This window comes from Rhodothermales bacterium (assembly GCA_013002345.1).
Lineage (GTDB): Bacteria > Bacteroidota > Rhodothermia > Rhodothermales > JABDKH01 > JABDKH01.
This window is the reverse complement of sequence record JABDKH010000113.1, coordinates 1-18,860: the sequence shown is the minus strand read 5'-3', so window position 1 is coordinate 18,860 and position 18,860 is coordinate 1. Positions and strand designations below refer to the sequence as shown.

General features: G+C 59.5%; 16 protein-coding genes. 8 read left to right on the top strand and 8 right to left on the bottom strand.

Translation table 11 applies throughout. The features are described from left to right. Together HKN37_05745 and HKN37_05740 are read right to left on the bottom strand one after the other, a co-directional pair. A partial coding sequence (locus tag HKN37_05745; GenBank protein ID NNE46146.1) for a hypothetical protein occupies positions 1-239 on the bottom strand: 239 nt, incomplete at its 3' end. A 32-nt stretch (positions 240-271) separates the two neighbouring features. After that, a complete protein-coding gene (locus tag HKN37_05740; GenBank protein ID NNE46145.1) occupies positions 272-736 on the bottom strand; it encodes an SET domain-containing protein-lysine N-methyltransferase in 465 nt (154 codons plus the stop codon). Positions 737-1,167: 431 nt separating this feature from the next. Between HKN37_05740 and HKN37_05735 the strand changes: the two genes are divergently transcribed. The 3 genes from HKN37_05735 to HKN37_05725 are packed head-to-tail and all read left to right on the top strand — an operon-like array spanning position 1,168 to position 3,163. After that, entirely contained in the window at positions 1,168-1,509 is a 342-nt protein-coding gene (locus tag HKN37_05735) for a winged helix-turn-helix transcriptional regulator (protein NNE46144.1), read from the top strand. Positions 1,510-1,546: 37 nt separating this feature from the next. After that, the gene (arsB, locus tag HKN37_05730) at positions 1,547-2,689 is read left to right on the top strand and encodes an ACR3 family arsenite efflux transporter (protein NNE46143.1); all 1,143 of its coding nucleotides are present in this window, start codon (positions 1,547-1,549) and stop codon (positions 2,687-2,689) included. A 33-nt stretch (positions 2,690-2,722) separates the two neighbouring features. After that, entirely contained in the window at positions 2,723-3,163 is a 441-nt protein-coding gene (locus HKN37_05725) for an arsenate reductase ArsC (protein NNE46142.1), read from the top strand. Positions 3,164-3,337: 174 nt separating this feature from the next. Here the strand turns inward: HKN37_05725 and HKN37_05720 are convergent, their stop codons facing one another. The 3 genes from HKN37_05720 to HKN37_05710 form a co-directional block, all read right to left on the bottom strand. Next, positions 3,338-5,929, bottom strand: a complete 2,592-nt coding sequence (locus HKN37_05720) for a CHRD domain-containing protein (protein NNE46141.1) — start codon at positions 5,927-5,929, stop codon at positions 3,338-3,340. Between the two features lie 78 nt (positions 5,930-6,007). Next, a complete protein-coding gene (locus HKN37_05715; protein ID NNE46140.1) occupies positions 6,008-6,220 on the bottom strand; it encodes a DUF2892 domain-containing protein in 213 nt (70 codons plus the stop codon). Positions 6,221-6,320: 100 nt separating this feature from the next. Then, positions 6,321-6,989 (bottom strand): Crp/Fnr family transcriptional regulator, encoded by a 669-nt coding sequence (locus tag HKN37_05710; GenBank protein NNE46139.1) that lies wholly within the window; start codon positions 6,987-6,989, stop codon positions 6,321-6,323. Positions 6,990-7,325: 336 nt separating this feature from the next. Here HKN37_05710 and HKN37_05705 point away from each other — a divergent pair, with 336 nt between their 5' ends. Both HKN37_05705 and HKN37_05700 read left to right on the top strand, forming a co-directional pair. Further along, a complete protein-coding gene (locus HKN37_05705; GenBank protein ID NNE46138.1) occupies positions 7,326-9,692 on the top strand; it encodes a T9SS type A sorting domain-containing protein in 2,367 nt (788 codons plus the stop codon). Between the two features lie 182 nt (positions 9,693-9,874). Further along, positions 9,875-10,849: a fatty acid desaturase gene (locus HKN37_05700; GenBank protein ID NNE46137.1), complete on the top strand. Its 975-nt coding sequence runs from the start codon at positions 9,875-9,877 to the stop codon at positions 10,847-10,849. Between the two features lie 96 nt (positions 10,850-10,945). On the opposite strand, the gene HKN37_05695 is transcribed toward HKN37_05700, so the two are convergent. Beyond that, positions 10,946-12,259, bottom strand: coding sequence for a cytochrome C (locus HKN37_05695; GenBank protein NNE46136.1), 1,314 nt, complete (start codon positions 12,257-12,259; stop codon positions 10,946-10,948). 152 nt (positions 12,260-12,411) lie between these two features. On the opposite strand from HKN37_05695, the gene HKN37_05690 reads away from it, so the two are divergent. Continuing rightward, a complete protein-coding gene (locus HKN37_05690) occupies positions 12,412-13,533 on the top strand; it encodes a D-glycerate dehydrogenase (GenBank protein ID NNE46135.1) in 1,122 nt (373 codons plus the stop codon). 177 nt (positions 13,534-13,710) lie between these two features. On the opposite strand, the gene HKN37_05685 is transcribed toward HKN37_05690, so the two are convergent. Beyond that, positions 13,711-14,160 carry an Hsp20/alpha crystallin family protein gene (locus HKN37_05685; protein NNE46134.1) on the bottom strand — a complete coding sequence of 150 codons (450 nt, stop codon included), beginning with the start codon at positions 14,158-14,160 and terminating at the stop codon, positions 13,711-13,713. Between the two features lie 317 nt (positions 14,161-14,477). Here HKN37_05685 and HKN37_05680 point away from each other — a divergent pair, with 317 nt between their 5' ends. After that, positions 14,478-16,160, top strand: a complete 1,683-nt coding sequence (locus HKN37_05680; GenBank protein ID NNE46133.1) for a M28 family peptidase — start codon at positions 14,478-14,480, stop codon at positions 16,158-16,160. Positions 16,161-16,300: 140 nt separating this feature from the next. After that, positions 16,301-17,863 carry a sulfatase gene (locus HKN37_05675; protein ID NNE46132.1) on the top strand — a complete coding sequence of 521 codons (1,563 nt, stop codon included), beginning with the start codon at positions 16,301-16,303 and terminating at the stop codon, positions 17,861-17,863. A gap of 34 nt (positions 17,864-17,897) precedes the next feature. Here HKN37_05675 and HKN37_05670 read toward each other — a convergent pair. Continuing rightward, positions 17,898-18,860 (bottom strand): hypothetical protein (locus HKN37_05670; protein NNE46131.1); only part of this gene is annotated, 963 nt, incomplete at its 5' end.

Genomic DNA, 18,860 nt, shown 5'->3' with positions numbered 1-18,860 from the left:
TTGCAGACCTGCGCGAACGTCTCCTGCTCCACCTCCTCCATCTCGCTGATTCCTCCAGCAAGATTGGATCGCATCGCATCGATATCTGCTATCGCCTGCATGACTGCGAGTTGCACGGGCGTGACTGTCGAGGCGGTGTTTGCCACATCCAGTAGTTCAGTTCTGGCGTCGGCAGGCTGCTCCGGCGCGTTGCACGCCGACACGACCAGCAGCAAGAGGATAGGTGGGACTCGATTCATGACTGACCTCTCTGGTACCCTGATACCACCAACTACGCGCCCACCTCCTGGGCTGCCGTATCAATTAACGTACCCCGGCAATTCGAGGCACCGCACCGGCACGGGTACTGTGTCGTCCACGTGTCAGCCGACTCTTCGCCGCGCTCCAGCTGATAATCGTACGTCAACTCCTCACCCTCTTCGATCTTCCTGATGGCGTAGATGAATATCCGATCGTCCTCTATCACCGCCTCGCAGTTGGGGTCGCACGAATGGTTGATAAAGCGCGCGTCGTTTCCGCCGACGGCCGCATCGATTACCGTGTCGTCATCGATGCCGAACAGGAACGTATGGTGTCGCTCCATCGCATCATCATCGTAGCGACTGGAGGCTTCATCCTCCGTGATCCGCTCGCCGGTGTACTCAATGATGCGGGTGCCCTTCTTGATACGTTTCTTTGCGAAGAGACCGAGACCCTGAATGAGTGAGTCGGTCAAGGTGTAGCGTGGTTCTGACATTGGTGAACAGAGACTGATCGTGAAGTGGGAATAGATTCGATCCGGCGAATGAGCATTAATCTACCGAATGCCGGGAGTGCATTCGACGGCAGGCCAGCCGGAATCTTTGCAAAATGAACAGGTCAACGCACGATCGAGCCGGAGGGTTCGCTGTCCACCATCCCATCTAAGACTTCTCCGTCGAGCCCCTGAGTCTAATGGTCGGCGGCGGTGTGATCCGGCAGAGCGCCTCTACCGGCGTCGAGCATCCCATCGGGAGCCAAGTGCATCGCCGCTCGCCTGGTGGATTCCTCTTACCGTCCAGTCATGGGGATGCCACCCACGCAATCCTCGCGTCTTGAATGATTCTTCGCTGAAGCCCTGTTCCAGGCCGTTGACGCCGGATCCGCCGCTCACTATCATCCTACAAACGCGATAAAGGATAAAGGCCGATGTTCACACCCAAGACCGATCTTTTCGACCCCGACCTGGCACGCCTCGCCGAACAGGCGAAGGCTCTCGCCCACCCTGCCCGACTGGCCATCCTCCAGGTACTCGCCAAACGCGACAGCTGCATGTGCGGCGAAATCGTGGACGACCTTCCACTTGCGCAGGCGTCGGTCTCGCGCCACCTGAAGACGCTGAAGGACGCAGGCCTGATCAAAGGCGACATCGACGGACCACGCGTATGCTACTGCATCGACTGGGACGCCACCACCAACCTGCGCCGCCGGATGGCATCATTCCTCGCCGACGTGTCCGATCCCCAGCCCGGTGTGGCCGAGTGCTGCTGAATTCGGTGACCCTTCCTGCCTCAATCACGGTTCAAACATGACATCCGCACCCGGCACCTTACGGCGACTCTCCTTCCTCGACCGCTACCTCACGCTCTGGATCTTCGCGGCGATGGCGTTCGGTGTCAGTCTCGGCTATTTCTTCCATGAGGTCGAAACGTTCTGGAGCAGGTTCCAGGTCGGTACGACGAACATCCCGATTGCGCTGGGCCTCATCCTCATGATGTATCCCCCGCTGGCCAAGGTCCGCTACGAGGAGATGGGTGAGGTCTTCCGCAACTGGAAAGTGCTCTCGCTGTCGCTTGTACAAAACTGGATCATCGGCCCCATACTCATGTTTGCGCTGGCCATCCTGTTCCTGCGCGACTACCCGGACTACATGGTCGGCCTGATCCTGATCGGTCTGGCGCGCTGCATCGCGATGGTCATCGTGTGGAACGAACTGGCCGACGGCGACTCCGAGTATGCCGCGGGGCTCGTCGCGTTCAACAGTGTATTCCAGGTACTCTTCTATAGCGTCTACGCCTGGATCTTCGTCACCGTGCTTCCGGATGTTCTCGGTCTCGAAGGCAGCGTCGTGAACGTGACGATGGGGCAGATCGCGGAGAGCGTCGCGATCTATCTCGGAATCCCTTTCGTCGCGGGGATCATCACGCGCTTCGCGCTGATTCGCCTGCGAGGTCGCGACTGGTACGAGTCCGAGTTCATTCCCCGAATCAGTCCAGCCACCCTCATCGCGTTGCTCTTCACAATCGTTGTGATGTTCAGCCTGAAGGGACAGTTGATCGTCGAGTTGCCACTGGACGTCCTGCGGATTGCGCTGCCGCTGCTGATCTATTTCGTCGTTATGTTTCTCGTCAGCTTCTACATGGGTAGGAAGGTAGGGGCCGACTATTCCAAGACGGTGACGCTCTCATTCACCGCGGCCTCCAACAACTTTGAGCTGGCGATCGCTGTGGCCGTGGCCGTCTTCGGCATCGGATCGGGCGTGGCGTTTGCGGCGGTGATCGGGCCGCTTGTCGAGGTGCCCGTTCTGATTGGACTTGTCAACGTCGCGCTGTTCTTTCGGAAGAAGTATTTCGGCTCCGACGTCGACTCCTCCGGTGGTCCGCAGAGTCCGGACGCGTGTCCGACCAACATCGAGTTGCCGCGGACGAGGACGGATCCGAACAGCAACTGATCCTGATTCATCAACCCCTCGCAGGTCGTAACTATGAGTAAACCCCGCGTCCTCTTCGTCTGCACGCACAACTCGGCTCGCTCTCAAATGGCTGAGGGCTGGCTGCGGCACCTCGCGGGTGACAGGTTCGTCTCAGAAAGTGCCGGCACAGAACCACGTGGCGTCAATCCGCTTGCGGTTGAGGCCATGCGTGAGGTGGGCGTCGACCTGACGGGAAACCGGAGCGAGCATGTGGACGAGTATGTGGATCCGCCTGCTGACTACGTGATCACGGTTTGCGACCACGCGAAGGAAGTCTGTCCGTACGTACCGGCAGCTATCGAGGTCATGCACAAAGGGTTTGACGACCCATCGTCGGCGATGGGATCGCACGCGGAGCGGCTCGCCGTCTTCAGGCGGGTTCGAGACGAGATCCGCGAGTGGATCGAGGCCACGTTCGTTCAAGAGGGCACTCCGAAAACCTCTCCGCAGTGATAAGCCACTGGCGGGCCGGGTTCAGATTCGAGGGATTGACCTGTGTGTCCCTGCCGGCGGGCAAGGCTCAACGCCATCAGAGACCGGGCGCATCGCACGACGCACCCGATCCTGACGACGCCCTCATGGGAGCAACCGCTTCGCTCCCGTAGCACAAAGGCGGGGATTTCCCGGTCAACGCAGCAGCACCATCGAACGCGACTGACGTCTGCCATCGGATGACAGAGTGGTCACATAGGTGCCAGACGGGAGATCAGCCGCGTCGAAGTCGACACGATACTGACCTGCAGACATCTGGCCGTTGATCAGCGTGCGCAGATGACGCCCGAGGATGTCGAATACCTCTAGCTTCACGTCACCGCTTGCATCCAGATCGAACGTGATCGTCGTCGACGGATTGAATGGATTCGGATAGTTCTCCTTGAGCACAAACTGGCCGGGTATCTCGTCCAGCCCACCGATTCGTTCGATCCCTACTTCGATAGCGGGCTCACCCAGCTGTCCACGAATTTCACCCTGAGGATTCGCCGCAGTGTGGACATTGAGGTATATCTCATTGTTCGCGGTAGCAAGAACGCGATCGATGGTAAACGACTCGGCATCCGTCGCCTTCCAGACGCCTGCAGCAGTATTTCCGACGAAGTCACCGGCAATCGTCCGGACCGGGCCGCCGTTCTCACCGCGTGGAGCGTTGTGAAAATGTGCGTTCGTGATCGGGCCGCTCAAACCCTCAACCGTAAGATCGAAAACGGCACCAGACGGTGATACCGTCACCGTCGCCGTTCCGCCTGCGTCCGAAATCACGTCGTGGGTTTCCTGGTCGGCGTCAAGCTGAGCCACACGACCGAACTCGCCCGTCGGAAAGACCTGACCTCTGATCTCTCCTGCTGGGTTCGCCCCCGTATGCACGTTGAGATAGAGGCGCCCGAGCAGCAAGTCGGTGACAAGCTCGTCGGTCAGCGGCTCTCCGTCCTCTGGACTCCAGAACCCTTCCGCGGTCGATCCTGAAAAGTCTCCGAAGACCGACCGCACAGGGCCGCCGTTCGTACCGGCCGATCCCGAGTGGAAGTGGGCATTCGTCGCTGGGCCACTCAGGCCCTGTGTCGTCACCGCGAACGCGAGCCCCTGAGGTGTCAGTAGCATCGACGCGGTGCCGACGGCGTCGGACGTCACCTCGTGTGACTCCTGCGCTGCGGTCAGGCGCGCCGAAAGCCCGGTTCCGCCAGCGATGAACACCTGACCGCGTATCTCACCAGCCCCGTTGGCCGCCGTGTGCACGTTGACGTACAGGTTACCCTTCATCAACTCGGCGACGAGATCCGGCGTCAACGGCTCGCCGTCTGTCGCCGTCCATATTCCCGATGCGGTGTTTCCGGTGAAGTCTCCTGTGATCGTGCGAACGGGGCCGCCGTTTGTACCCACCGCTCCGTTGTGAAAGTGCGCTGCAACGATGGGGCCACTCAGCCCGTCGACCGATACCTGAAACTCGAGTCCTGCATCGGTCAGGTGCAGTACCGCCGTACCCGCGGCGTCCTGCGTCACGTCGTGCGTTTCCTGCTCAGGCGTCAGAGCCGCACGAAGCGGAACGCCGTCGAGCAGTTCCAGCTGGGCCCTAATTTCGCCCCCCGGGTTAGCCGCCGTGTGAACGTTAAGGTATATGCGCCCGGCGATGAGTTCCTCGATCCACTCGCCCGTCAGCGGTTCCCCGTCGTCGAAGGACCACAGGCCGCCTGCCGTGTTGCCTGAGAAGTCGCCAGTAACCGTCCTGACGGGCGGACCATTCGTTCCTGCGGCCGCGTTGTGGAAGTGCGCCACCGTGATCGGTCCTGTCAGCCCCTCGACAGTCGAGGAGAACACGAGGCCCCAGGTCGTCAGAAGAGCGTTTGCCGATCCCCGGGCGTCAGTCGTGACCCCGTCTCCTGGCTCAAGCACGGCCCTGAAGCCCCATCCACTTTTCAATTCAACCTGGCCGCGAATCTCACCTCCCGGATTCGCCGCGGTGTGCACGTTCACGTACAATCCACCCGTCGTCAGTGCTTCCACCAGTTCCAACGAAAGGGCTTCACCATCGTCAAATCGCCAGACACCGAAGGCCGAGTTGCCGTCGAATTCCGTGGTCAGCGAACGAACCACCGACCCGTTAGTACCGGCCGGCGCTCGGTGAATATGGGCGGACGCGATCGGGCCGGTTAGCCCATCCACGGAAATGTCGAAGACGACTTCTTCTTCCGTCATGAAGAAGGTAGCGGTGCCGCTGCCGTCGCTGGTTACATCGGCCGTTGACTGTTCCGGGGTAAGGTTCGCCGTCAACATAGTCGCTACGGCCGGTACGATCTGCCCACGAATCTCACCGCCCGGGTTGGCCGCCGTGTGGACGTTGAAGTACAACTCACCGGCGAACAGTGCATCAATCAGATCTCTCGTCAGCGGCTGGGTGTCCGTCTCTCTCCAGACACCGGACGCCGAGTTGCCGGTGAAATCGGCGGTGATCGCTCGCACGACCGATCCGTTCTCGCCCAGCGGACCTCGATGGAAATGTGCACCGGTCATCGGCCCGCTCAGGCCGTCGACCGAAATTGCAAACTCCACTTCGTCGTTCTTGAGCACAACTGCCGCGGTCCCGGAAGCGTCGCTGGTGACGTCGCTCGTCTCCTGGGCCGGAGTCAGGGCGGCCTTGAACAGGGTCTGAGCCTGTGCCGGCTGGATGCTCGCCGACAGTGCGAACGCAAAAACAACCAGATACAGTAATCTGTGGATAGACCTCATGGGTGACCTCGAATAGGTGAGTTCTGGAATCGATAGGGAGGATGGTCGGCGGCAGCACCCGGCTGCCTCGCAAGGCGGTTACGCCGCGTCGGCCTCTCCTCTGGTCGACAAACCGAAAGGCAGGTATAGCGGACAGCTACCGATGGCACTCGTGAGTATGAACGCCACCGCCACGATGCCCAGGATAATGGCAGCGGTGCCCGTAATCTGACCGGAGAGGAAGAGGACGATGACGATCAACGCAGCGATGACTCGCACGACGCGATCGACCGACCCCATGTTCTTTTTCATGAGACGATACCCGAACGAATAAGGTGACGCGCATCAACTTTCCTGCCGGTAAGCTAGGAGACGTGACGTCGCTGTTCAGTGACCTGGGTCACGCTTTCGTTCAGGGTAGATTTTTTAGCCCTGCCCGGTCGATAATCCTGACCTCGCCCCGTCCCAACTCCACAAATCCACGAAGCTCGAGATCCTTGAGGAGACGACTGACCACTTCTCTTGATGTGCCGAGCTCGCGAGCAAGGCCTGCGTGCGTGAATTGAACGGATGATGTTTCACGCTCTCGGGCCGTTCCGTGCAGGAGTCGCTGTACAAGCCGATGATCTACGCGTCGAAATGCCACCTCCTCGACGATCTCAATAACAGCAGCCAATCGGCGACCAATCAACTCGAAAACGAATTGCTGCAGGTGGTCCTCGTTGGCCATCATGGTTCGAAAAGACGGCGCCGGCAACGAGAACACCTCGGAATCACGCTCGACGGCCGCGTTAGCCGGAAAGCCGATGTCTCCGAGGATGCAGGCGGCCGTCAGAACACAGCTTTCGCCGGGTTCGATGCGATACAGTGTAATCTCTCTGCCATTCTCATCCTGCTTGTACACGCGGACGAGTCCGTTCACGAGCAACGGCATGCTCTGGCACCGCCCGCCCTCGAACATGATGTGCGTGCCGGCCAGAATCGACTGAGATGATCCAATCGGTAGCACCCGATCCATCAATGGAGGTTCGCCTCGAACAAGGAACGGGTACTTCTCAGCGAGGACAGATTTGTCAATCATTTGTGGACCGTCCGAGAATCTGGTTTACGTACTCAATATAGACCGTCAGTCCCGCCGACCCACGTCCCTGACTCATGCAAGCCTCGCACGTTCGCATCGGACACCGTTGGCCGGCAACTCCAAAATCGGCACTCACACACCGGAGGAAATAGCCGCCACGACTCATCTGACCAATGCCCACAGAATACGCCGCAATATCCCTGTCAGGGGTAAACATGACAAATCGGTAAGACTGTCTCCGGGAAGCCCATCTTCGCGAGCAAAAGTAGTCCGTTACTTGAGCTGGGATGACGAGTCGGGGATAGCGCTCGTGACGGACACAAGGAGGACTGTGTCATGACGCGAACCCTGCCAGCCATATTGTTGATCACCGCGATTGCCGTTTGGGGCGCCCACGCCCAGCAGGCCGTCCGCTTCGATGTCCCTGGAGCCTATCTCGAAGTACCCCACTCCGCCACCCTTGCCACGCCGGAGTTCACGATTGAATTCTGGATCCGGGTTCGTGAACTCGGCGACCCGAACGTTGCGGGCGGCGAGCAAACCATATTCGACAAGCGGGGCGAATCCGGCGGCTACAACTTCCGTCTCGCCGGCGACCGGTTTCCCCTCCCGGTCTTCGCCCTGTTCGATCACGGGGGCGTCAGTGCATGGAGCGCCCTTGACCAATACGAGTGGACGCACATCGCCGTCACCCAGAGCGCCGATTCCCTGAAGATCTATGCCAATCGGATTCTCGCGGAAGCAGACACGAATCGATACGATCTGTCGTCGACATGGCCGCTTCGGATCGGCGAGTTCGGCGGATGGCCCGGCGCCTATCTCGGACTCCGCGGCGACATGGATGAGATCAGAATCTGGGATCACGCCCGAAGCCCCGACAGCATCAGCACGTACCTGCATGAGAGCCTGTCGGGCACCGAACCCGGCCTGATGGCATACTGGAATTTCGAGGCCGAAGACAACCGACTGATTCCCGACATGTCGCCCAACGGCAATGGCGCCGAAATGTGGGGAGACGTCAAACTCATTCCTTCCGACGCACCCATCGGGTTCATGCCACCTCCGGCACCGGCCTACCTGCGAGCCCTTGGAAATGAGACCTCCATCGATCTTGCGTGGCAGCACAGCGGCGATTGGGTCTCGGAATACCGCATCTACCGCGATGACTCTCAGGGTTTTCCAGCTGACGAAACGACACTCCTCGCCGTGGTGCCGGGAGACGACTCCGTATTCGTCGACCACAGCGTGGTACCCGACCAGAACTACTACTACCGTCTCAGGGCAGTCGACGACGACCAGCACGCCAGCTCGCCGGGGGGTGGCGCACTCGGTCGGGTCTTCGTCGAACAAGATTATCTTACAGGCGCCTACTACGTCAATGGATTCGATCCATCAGATACGACTCGTGCATGGGAGGGGCGCTATGTCCGCGAACTCTTCCAGCCACCGCAGTCTCCCCTCCTCGGACACTACTCCAGCCGCGATGCGTCGGTGATTCAGCAACACCTGGGCTGGATGGCGTCCTACGGCATTGATTTTCTCGTCAGCGAGTGGTGGGAGCGTGATTCGTGGGAAGATGTCACATTGAGAGAGTACGTCCTGCCCGAGATCGAAAACTCACCCGTCCGTTTCACGTTGCTCTACCAGCTCACGAATTTCTGGGGCGAGCAGGGGCTCGTGATCGACGCTGCCATCCAGGAGCAGATGGCGAACGATTTCGACTACATGGCCGACTCCTACTTCGGTCATCCCAACATGCTGAAGATCGGCAACAGGCCGGTCGTCTTTCTCTACGGCTCCCGACACCTTCAGGGTGATTTCTTGAATGCATTCGCAGCAGTACGTACCGCGATGACAGCTCGTGGCTTCGATCTATTCCTCATCGGAGACGAGTTCCGGTGGCAGGTGACGGAACCCGATCATTTTCAGATCCTGGATGCTGTGACTTCCTACGTCATGGGCACGTGGCGATACAGGCAGCAGTATCTCGCGCAATCCGAGTTCTTTGCAGATCTCTCGCGCTGGGCCGGAACGTGGGAAGAGACCGCGCACCCGCACGGCAAGTACGTGGTGCCCTCTGTCACCCCCGGGGTCAATTCACGACACACCGGTGGTAGCGTCGTCACGCCGAGACGAATTCACCCCGCACCTGACGCCATGACCACCCTCGAGGCTCAGATCCGGCTCATGCGCCCCTTCGTCGATCCCTACCTGAAGATGATCATGGTGACGTCGTGGAACGACTGGTCAAGCGACCGTCAGATCGAGCCGACGGTCGTGACACCGCCCACTGCCGTCGACATGAGTGCCACGGGTGACGAATACACGCTTGGCTACACTTACGAGGGATACGGTCTGAGATACCTCGAGACCATTCGGTCTCTACTCGCTCCCGAGTTGCTCGTGGGCGTGGATGACGAGCCGGTCGGCACACCCCGGAGTCTGTCACTACTGGCCAACTATCCGAATCCTTTTGACAGGGAGACAACCATACTGTTCGAGGTCCCGTCCCGGACGAGAATTGACCTGACGGTGCACGACGTTCTGGGCCGGACGGTTCGGGTACTGGAGCGTGGCATCGTCCCGGCGGGCCGACATTCGCGGCAACTCAGCGGTACGGGAATGGCGTCGGGCGTCTACTATTGTCGTCTGCGAACCAAACAACTGACGCAAATACGCCAGATCGTCGCCATCCCACGCTAGGGGCTCCATCGGAGGACCCGGCCGACGACGTGCCCGGGACCGACTGTGGACGCAAGGGTGAAACGAAGCCGTGGATCGCTGTTTTCGGGTCGAAGAACGCCAGTTTCTCGCGCGCAATTCGCCAGACGATCTGTTTTCGTATCATAGTTTTTGCGCAACGATACCACGCGAACACCTTCAGAATGGACACGACACGATCCGCTTTTGTCAGGTCGGCCGAGCCCGAACCCCACAAGGCCCGAAGGAAAGCCATCCTCAGCGAGCATCCCGAGGTACGGCAATTGATCGGCCGAAATCCGTACTCCTTTGTGATCATCGTGAGTATCGTCAGCTTTCAGATCACGATGGCATGGCTGCTGCATGATCAACCATGGTGGCTGATCATCGCGGCTGCATGGCTCGTCGGTGCTTTCGCGAATCACTCCCTGTTCGTTCTCCTCCATGAGTGTGCCCACAACTTGATCTTCAAGAAACAAACCTGGAACCTGTGGGCATCCATCCTTGCTACATTACCCGCAGGGTTTCCGTCGTCCATAGGATTTCGGAAATACCACCTGAAGCATCACGCCTTTCAGGGCGTCTACGATCTGGATGCTGATCTAGCGAACGAGTGGGAGGCGAGACTGATTGGCAAGTCCTCCGCGCGCAAGATCCTGTGGCTGCTGTTTTTTCCGCTCTTTCAGGGGCTTCGTCCGCCCCGGTTGAAAGAGATCAAGTTCAACGACAAGTGGACCTGGATAGAGGCCACTCTCACGTTTGGCTTCGACGCACTGATCGTTGTCCTGTGGGGTCCGTGGGCGCTCGTCTATCTACTGGCATCGCTTGTGTTCAGCATCGGTTTGCACCCACTCGGAGCCCGTTGGATTCAGGAGCACTACCTGGTGAAGCCACCGCAGGAAACCTACAGCTATTACGGTCCGCTGAATCTGATCGCGATGAACGTGGGATATCATAACGAGCACCACGACATTCCGTCGATCCCGTGGAACCGCCTGCCGAAACTTCGCGAAATGGCCCCGGAGTTCTACAATACACTGTACTACCACACGTCGTGGACGAAGCTCTGGATCAAGTTCATCTTCGACTCGAATCTCGATCTGCATTCGCGAGCGGTTCGAGAAAACCGCGCAGGCGTCCCGGTCTTGCAGGACCACTAGGATCCTGGATCTGAACCTGGACACGGCCACCGACCGAGTCGGGTCCAACGCAGTTCGTCAATCGACGCGCAAGAGTCGCGGCCTGCCGGACGTTGCCTACGGAGACTTCTTCTGTCGCTGGCGCTCTGCCTCCACGCGATCGGCTGTCCGAAGTCCTTCGGCCATATGTCTGATTTCGGATAGATCCTGAACCATTTCGCTCCAGCCGTACCAGAGTGCATAGTCGGGGTTCGCGTGGAACACACCCTGGAACGCACGCATCCGATGCTTCATGAACATGACGAAGAGTCGCTGCTCGACGGGAGTGGGTGCGTCATGAAATGTCAACAAGTCGGGAAACGCATAGGCATAATTCTCTGGCGCCTCGACGATCCCGTCTTCGTACAGTCCGACTACCTCGCGGATCGCCTCGGCCATCAGGTGATCGATGTCGCGAATGAAGTCGTCTCCTTTCTGCAATTCCGCGCGTGCAAAATTCTCGGAATGGCAATCGCCGCAGATGGCGATCATCTTGTCCCGTCCGGCCTGCCACTCCTCCTCATCGAGCCGGGCCAGTTTCGCCTGCTTCACGACCTCGAGACGTGCCGTAGGTTGCCCATCCGGGTCTAACACGCCCAGCGCCTGCAGGATGGTGACGCGATCAGCCGACCACTGCTCGTTCTCGGGCAGCGGCAAACGAACTGCCAGGAAGCCCCACGGAGTGATCACGCCGTGATCGCCGTCCGACATATGACACGTCTGGCAGGTTGGCGCGGATGCCCCCGGAGGAAGCGCCCCGGATTTCTTCAACTCGTGACGGACGCCGTGCTTTGACGACGAGTACATCTCCCACTGCGGATGATCAAATCCCATGTGGCACGTCTGACAGGCCTCGGGCTGCCGCGCTTCCTTCGCCGAGAACGTGTGCCGTGTGTGGCAGGCGTCACACGATGCATTGCCGAACCCCGATCCGTTCTCCTTCAGCTCCGCAATCTCCTCTTCCGTCTTGATACCGATCTTGTGGCAGCCTCCACACCCCTTCATACCGTCAGAAAGACCGGTCGGCTGCCAGTGAATCGTCGGCATCGCCTTCATCGCGGCCCACGCCAGTGCGTGCTTTCCCGCCTTGAACTGCTCGACGCGCTCCGGATGGCAGGTATCACAGGTTTCGGCCGTAGGGATTTCTGCTTCGTGTGCGTCATCAGCTGTGGAATGACCGTCACCGTGGCAGTCGTCACAAGTGACGTCCTCCTCGAAGTGCTTGCTGAGCTTCCAATCGCTGACCGCTCCGGGCGTCTCCTGTTCGTGACATGTCACACAATCCGATGATGCCGCCGGACTCGATCGATCGTCCGGGGCGTCGCCCGAAAACACGAAAAAGGATGCCGTAATTATGATCAACGGTAAGACGTGTGTTGCGAGCGATTTCATTGCCTGCTCTCCCAGTGTGCAAGACGAAGGTTGTTTCTGAATCTTAGCGAAGACGCCGAGACCGATCAAGCGGAAAGAGGGGGGAATTGCGTTGGTTCGCGAACTAAATTGAGCGCACATGTGAACACTGTCAAACAGAGTCGAACCCTGACATGTGGGCAACACTGAATCCCGATGGACATCGTCGTGTCGTGGTGACGAGAGACCTGCCCGGCGAACTGTGGAAATCCGTCCTCGTAGACGCCGGCTGCCGTATCGACGTATGGCGTTCGCCGGCGCGCCCCGCCCCTGATGACATCGCAGCCGCAATCGGTGATCGTTGCGATGCGGTGATCGGTCAGCTAACGGAGTCGTGGGACTCTGAACGTCTGCGTTTGCTCTCGGCGGCGGGAGCACGGGTGTACAGCAACTACGCCGTCGGTTTCGACAACGTGGACATCGAGGCGGCCACAAAACATGGAATTGCTGTTACGAACACTCCCGGGGTACTGACGCGGACCACGGCGGAGCTGGCGGTAGGCCTGACGCTGGCGGCTGCCCGCCGAATCGTCGAGGCTGACGCGGTTGTCCGCGCCGGTCGATTCGACGGTTGGGAACCGGACCTGATGCTCGGCACGCAGCTGTACGGCAAGACGCTTGGCATCGTCGGGGCTGGCCGTATTGGAACAGCCTACGCGCTCAGCATGGTCCGAGGTTTCGGTATGAACCTCATATACCACGGACCCCGTCGAAAAGTCCGCATTGAAGAACTTGTAGCAGCAGACGCCGCGTTGGAGCGGTCGGATGGCCGGCGCGAACCCTGGTGCAGGTACGTCCCAGAGCTTGACGACCTCTTGGCCGAGTCGGACGTGCTGAGTCTTCATCCACCGCTCACGAGTTCGACCTTTCACCTGCTGAATGCGTGTCGTCTCGATGCAATGAAGCGCGATGCCATTCTCGTCAACGTGAGCCGTGGGCCGGTGATTGACGAGGAGGCGCTGGTCGCCCACTGCCGTGCAAACCTCTCATTCCGCGCAGCGCTCGATGTATTCGAAGACGAGCCCGCGTTGAAGCCTGGTCTTGCAGATCTGCCCAACGTCGTCCTTGCACCTCACATTGGATCAGCGAGCACCTGGACGAGAGAGAGCATGTCGATCATTGCTGCACGCAACGTCGTCGGCGTTCTGGAAGGGTATCCCCTCCTGGATAGCGAGGACATTGAATCGATGCTGGCCCCGGACGCACCTGAAGCAACACCGAGCGTCCTCAATCCTGCCGCCCTTGCAGGGCGATGATCCGATCGAGGAGGTCGTCAATAACGTCTGCCGCGGGCGGCATGCATTCCACACGAACGCAGCAAGCACATTTCTGCCTCACCCGAACGCGAATCCGGACGGAACGGAGTGCCCGTACAGGAGCTGTGACGGGTGCCGGTACGTTCATCCTGGCAGTGTTACCGCTTTGGGTGGACGCTACTGGATCTTGACACTCTTCCGCTGACTATCCGAAGCTTTGGCGACGCGAACGATGAGTTCTCCGTTCTTGAACTCCGCCTTCACTTCCTCCGTCCGCGCAGCTTTCGGCAGCGAGATGTTCCGGTAGAAGCTTCCAAAGGATCGCTCCACCAGCATGAAGTCCTCGCCCTCGTCCCGTTTCACTTCGGATCGCTCGCCGCGTATCGTCAACTCGTGGTCTTCGACGTCAACCTTCACATCCGATTTGTTGATGCCCGGCAGATCGACACGCACGACGTACTCTTTATCGGTCTCCGACATGTCCATTCGCGGAGCCCACACCTTGGACGAAAGTTCGCTGTGCTCCCCGAACGAGGAGAACATATCTCCAAAGAGTCGATCCACTTCGCGTCGAAGATGGCGAATCGGCGTCATCGCGCGGCTTGCCAGTGCTTCTTTGTCTTCCATGGCCGTTCCCTCCGTGTTGAATGTTGCGGGCAGGTGGACCGAGTGAGCGGGTTCACCCGGTGTCGCCCGCCCGATTCACATTGCAGAAGACGCGGAACACCTGCTGACAGGCGCCCCGCCGGAAGGCCGTGGGAAGAAGTCACATTCGTGCTGTAGGATCCATCCTTCGGAGACGGGCGGGCGTCGCCGGAATCAGCGCCGAATCGACGAGACAGGCCTGTAAAGAAGCGTTGAACACGTGTTGCGCGCCGAACAACGCCCAGAGGGTCCGGTTGAACGGCGTGATCAACGGCCATCATCAGAAAGACCTTAGATACATGAGATTCGGATCCCTGGTTGTGCTGGCTATCGCGACCCTCTGCAATACCGACGCAGGATACGCCCAGCAACTCGACCCCTCGCGCATGCTAACCCACGTCCGCTACCTCGCTCAGGATGAACTGGCTGGTCGCGAGACGGGTGAACCGGGTGCGGACAGCGCGGCGGCCTACATCTCCGCCCAATTCGAAAGTTATGGTCTCGAGCCCCTGTTTGAAGACGGCGCCTCCTATCGACAGACGTTCAGTCTTGCCACAACGCTCGGCGTCGAGCCCGCCAGCCAGTTCCTGATGGAAGCTCCCGAAGGATCTGTCGTGCTGGAGCTGGGCGCCGAGTGGTACCCGTTTTCATTTTCGTCCGCAGGTGAGGTCACTGGACGAGCGGCGTCCGTCGGGCACGGAATGCAAGAGGCCGATTTTGAGGTGCTCAAATCACGTCGAGCGAACGTGGCGATTATCGACGGCTCGACACCGGATGACTGGAATCCTCACACTGGCGGCGACCCGTCTCTTTTGCGACGCGCTACACTCGCCCGCGAGGCCGGCGCGAAGGCAGCGTTGATTATTGTATCGGAGTTGAATAAGCCACAGATCGGCGACCTCCCCCGTGAACTGGGTATCCCAGTGGTACAGGTCGTAGGAAGTCCATCTACGACACCGTGGCTAACCAATCCCTTCGTGCGCGTAGGCCTCACGGCGAACGTTGCTCCGCTCGAGGCGACGGTGTACAACGTTGGTGGTCGCCTTCGGGGCACTAACTCCGATGGACGAACGATCGTGATCGGTGCACACTACGATCACCTCGGAATGGGCGGTCCAGGGTCGCTGGCTCCGGACGAGGAAACGCCGCACAACGGCGCCGACGACAACGCCTCCGGAACGTCACTTCTCCTCGAACTCGCGCGCTACTTCGCCATGAACGCCAACGACTTATCGGTCGATCTCGCTTTCGTCGCGTTCACGGGAGAGGAAATGGGACTGCTCGGCTCCAATCACTTCGTGTCGAATTCGCCACTGCCACTGGAGAAGATCGCCGCCATGCTGAACTTCGACATGGTGGGCCGACTGCGCGACGGAAAGCTCCAGATCTTCGGGACAGAGACCGCAACGGAATTCCCTGATATACTGGACGCTGCGTCCGAGGACAGCGACCTGAAAGTGAGCCGCGTCGGGGACGGTTACGGACCAAGTGACCAGACCTCGTTCTACGCCCGCCGGGTACCTGTGCTTCATTTCTTCAGCGGTACCCACTCGGAGTATCACCGCCCCGAAGATGACTGGGACCTCATCAACGTCGACGGCATGTCGGCCATCGGAGACTTCGCCATCGACATCGTTCGGCGCCTGGAAACCAGCCCCGGCATGTTGACCTACGTGGAGCAGCAGCGACCACAGTCGTCCGGTCGACGCGGCTACGGCCCATACCTCGGAACCATCCCGGATTTCAATCCCGTCGATGGAGGTGGACTCGCCATATCCGGAGTTCGCTCAGAAAGTCCGGCCGAGAAAGCCGGACTCACTGGAGGTGACGTCATCGTTCGTTTCGGTGGCAAAGACGTGATGAGCATCAACGACTATGCGGTAGCCCTGCGCGAGCACGTTCCCGGAGACTCGGTCGCGATTCAGGTGCGCCGGGACGGCAAGCTGATCGACATGACCGCGGTACTTGGAAAACGGGATTGACACCGCGACTGCCGTTAAGACCGATGCCTCTCCACCAGTCGCCGTGACGCCCCCGGCGATGTCCCGTCAACTTTCTTGTATCTTCCCCGACCCGTCGACCTGACAGGTCCTCCGCTAACATCGCTTACCGACTCTCGATCATGACGATCCTTCACGACCCAAGGGGGACGCGCCGGAATAGCACAATCGTGCACACCTCCTTCCGCGCTTTCTCCCTCGCGCTTGTCGCCGTCGCCCTCGCACTCACAGGTTGCCGGCCGACGCCAACGCCACCCAACATACTCTTCGTCTTTGCCGACGACCACGCCTCACACGCAGTGAGCGCCTACGGTTCGGTGATTAACGAAACACCGAATATCGATCGGATTGCCACAGAGGGCATGCTGTTCGAGAACGCGTTTGTGACCAACTCGATTTGCGGCCCGAGTCGCGCGACCATCCTCACCGGGCAGTTCGGGCACCTGAACGGAGTCCCGACAAATCGAGAAGAACTACACCCGACAAAGCTGACATTTCCGAAGCTACTTCGTGAAGCGGGGTACCAGACCGTGATGATGGGCAAGTGGCATTTGAAGAGCCGGCCCGAAGGCTTCGATCATTTTGAAGTGCTGCGCGGCCAGGGTCCATACTACAATCCCATATTGTACACCGAATCGGATACGGTTGCGTACACCGGGTACACCACGGACATCATTACGGACCGCGTCCTCGAGTGGCTCGCGGGTGGCCGCGATCGCAATAAGCCATTCATGCTGATGTATCAGCACAAGGCCCCTCACAGATGGTGGGATCCAGGCCCGGATCACCTGTCGATGTACGACGATCGCGAAATCCCGGAGCCCGCCGATCTGTTTGATGATTACGAGGGACGGACTTCAGCGGCGAAGACACAGGAGATGACGATCGCCCACCATCTGACCGATCGCGATCTCAAGTTCGAGGCGCCCTCCGATCTCACCGAAGAGCAACTGGAGACATGGAATGCAGCCTACGACCCGAAGAACGCCGCCTTTGAGGCGGCCGGACTGGAAGGCGACGAGCTGACCCGCTGGAAGTATCAGCGATACATCAAGGACTATCTGCGAGCCGTTGCCGCGATCGACGATAATCTTGGACGCGTGCTCGAGTATCTCGATCGCGAAGGCTTAGCCGACAACACCGTCGTCGTCTACACGTCGGATCAGGGATTCTATCTGGGAGATCACGGTTGGTACGACAAGAGATGGATGTATGAGGAATCTCTCCGCACGCCGATGCTCGTCAGATGGCCGGGCGCTGTCGCGGCGGGCAGCCGCAATCCAGACCTCGTCCAGAACCTTGACCTCGCCGAGACATTCCTGGATCTCGCGGGCGTGGATGCGCCCGATGCGATGCAGGGTGAAAGCCTCGTTCCGCTTCTCAAAGGCCAGACCCCGGCCGACTGGAGGGACGCGATCTACTACCAGTACTTCGAGTACCCGGGATGGCACATGGTGCGCCGGCACTACGGGGTTCGGACGCACGACTACAAGCTGATCCACTACTACGAGATCGACGAGTGGGAACTGTTCGACCTGAACAAGGACCCCGAAGAGATGCAGAGCGTGTACGACGACCCCGACTACGCTCCGGTTGTCGCCGAGTTGAGACAACGACTGACGGAGCTCAGGCAGCAGTACCTCGTGCCGGACGAAGACACCGTTCCGTACGTTCCGTTTCCGTAGCCTGGCGGTATCCGACTTCCGGGTTCGCCGCGGACTACTGGCCGGCGTCCACCTGACCCTCCTGCATCATCTCCATCGCCCGCTTCATTGGCGACTCCACCTGCTCGTAGCCGTCCGTTGGCGGATTGAACATGATCATGTCGATCGGCTGGGTCGTAAGGTCACCGATTTCGTTCATGATTGTGTACATCGCCCTTGGCGTCGTCGGATCCATCTGCGTCGGCTGAGTGGCACTATCCTCGAGCACGGCTTCCAGATTGAACGTCTGATCGGGAGGCACCTGAACCATGTGAATCGACGATCGCACGACCATGCCTTCAATATCACCCAGCTCCTTGAAAGCCTCTCCCATGGCATCGATCATGCCGGGCGCACTGCTCTTCATGGCCGTCGCGAACTCACCGATCGACTCCTGGTCGAACGCGGACATGAAGGCCTCCGCCATCTTCATTTCAAATGCGCGAATCGTGTTGTATCCGGCCAGCTCGGTCGTGTGCCACTGATCGAGGACGGTGTATGACTTGCCCTCGATCGTCACATTCTCGCCTGTTTCTTCGTCCACGCCGGCCATCTCATAGTCGCTCTCTACGACGGCCACCGTGCGCTTCGCCTGAACTCCGTTGATGCTCTGGGTGCCGTCGCGCCGGTCGACGGTGACTTTCATCTCCCGTACTTTCTGCTCGGCCTCCTCCACGCCCGGAGCCTCCATGCTTGGCATCCCGCGTTCCGTAAGTGCCTCCATGGGAGCAACAAACTCGTCCACTCCCATGACATAGTATGTCTTGGCCTCGTGATCGACGCTGATGATCCGCCTGCCCTCCGCATCCATGATCTGGGAGGATTTCTCGTCATCAGTGCGTTGATATGCGCCATGCGTGTAGATCGTCTCTCTCGTCGCACCGAAGCGGTTGAGCAGCGCGCCCGCCATACCTCCGCCGCCACCCAGCAGTTTGATTCTCGCCACATTAGTGTACGTGACGAAGGGTGCGTCCGGGTC

What these genes read in the sequence shown, in the direction of transcription:
- HKN37_05705 (NNE46138.1), top strand. Translation starts at nt 7,326, where the DNA reads ATGACGCGAACCCTGCCAGCCATATTGTTGATCACCGCGATTGCCGTT.
- HKN37_05700 (NNE46137.1), top strand. Translation starts at nt 9,875, where the DNA reads ATGGACACGACACGATCCGCTTTTGTCAGGTCGGCCGAGCCCGAACCC.
- HKN37_05690 (NNE46135.1), top strand. Translation starts at nt 12,412, where the DNA reads ATGTGGGCAACACTGAATCCCGATGGACATCGTCGTGTCGTGGTGACG.
- HKN37_05715 (NNE46140.1), bottom strand. Translation starts at nt 6,220, where the DNA reads ATGAAAAAGAACATGGGGTCGGTCGATCGCGTCGTGCGAGTCATCGCT.
- HKN37_05735 (NNE46144.1), top strand. Translation starts at nt 1,168, where the DNA reads ATGTTCACACCCAAGACCGATCTTTTCGACCCCGACCTGGCACGCCTC.
- HKN37_05725 (NNE46142.1), top strand. Translation starts at nt 2,723, where the DNA reads ATGAGTAAACCCCGCGTCCTCTTCGTCTGCACGCACAACTCGGCTCGC.
- HKN37_05680 (NNE46133.1), top strand. Translation starts at nt 14,478, where the DNA reads ATGAGATTCGGATCCCTGGTTGTGCTGGCTATCGCGACCCTCTGCAAT.
- HKN37_05720 (NNE46141.1), bottom strand. Translation starts at nt 5,929, where the DNA reads ATGAGGTCTATCCACAGATTACTGTATCTGGTTGTTTTTGCGTTCGCA.
- HKN37_05675 (NNE46132.1), top strand. Translation starts at nt 16,301, where the DNA reads ATGACGATCCTTCACGACCCAAGGGGGACGCGCCGGAATAGCACAATC.
- arsB (NNE46143.1), top strand. Translation starts at nt 1,547, where the DNA reads ATGACATCCGCACCCGGCACCTTACGGCGACTCTCCTTCCTCGACCGC.
- HKN37_05710 (NNE46139.1), bottom strand. Translation starts at nt 6,989, where the DNA reads ATGATTGACAAATCTGTCCTCGCTGAGAAGTACCCGTTCCTTGTTCGA.
- HKN37_05740 (NNE46145.1), bottom strand. Translation starts at nt 736, where the DNA reads ATGTCAGAACCACGCTACACCTTGACCGACTCACTCATTCAGGGTCTC.
- HKN37_05695 (NNE46136.1), bottom strand. Translation starts at nt 12,259, where the DNA reads ATGAAATCGCTCGCAACACACGTCTTACCGTTGATCATAATTACGGCA.
- HKN37_05685 (NNE46134.1), bottom strand. Translation starts at nt 14,160, where the DNA reads ATGGAAGACAAAGAAGCACTGGCAAGCCGCGCGATGACGCCGATTCGC.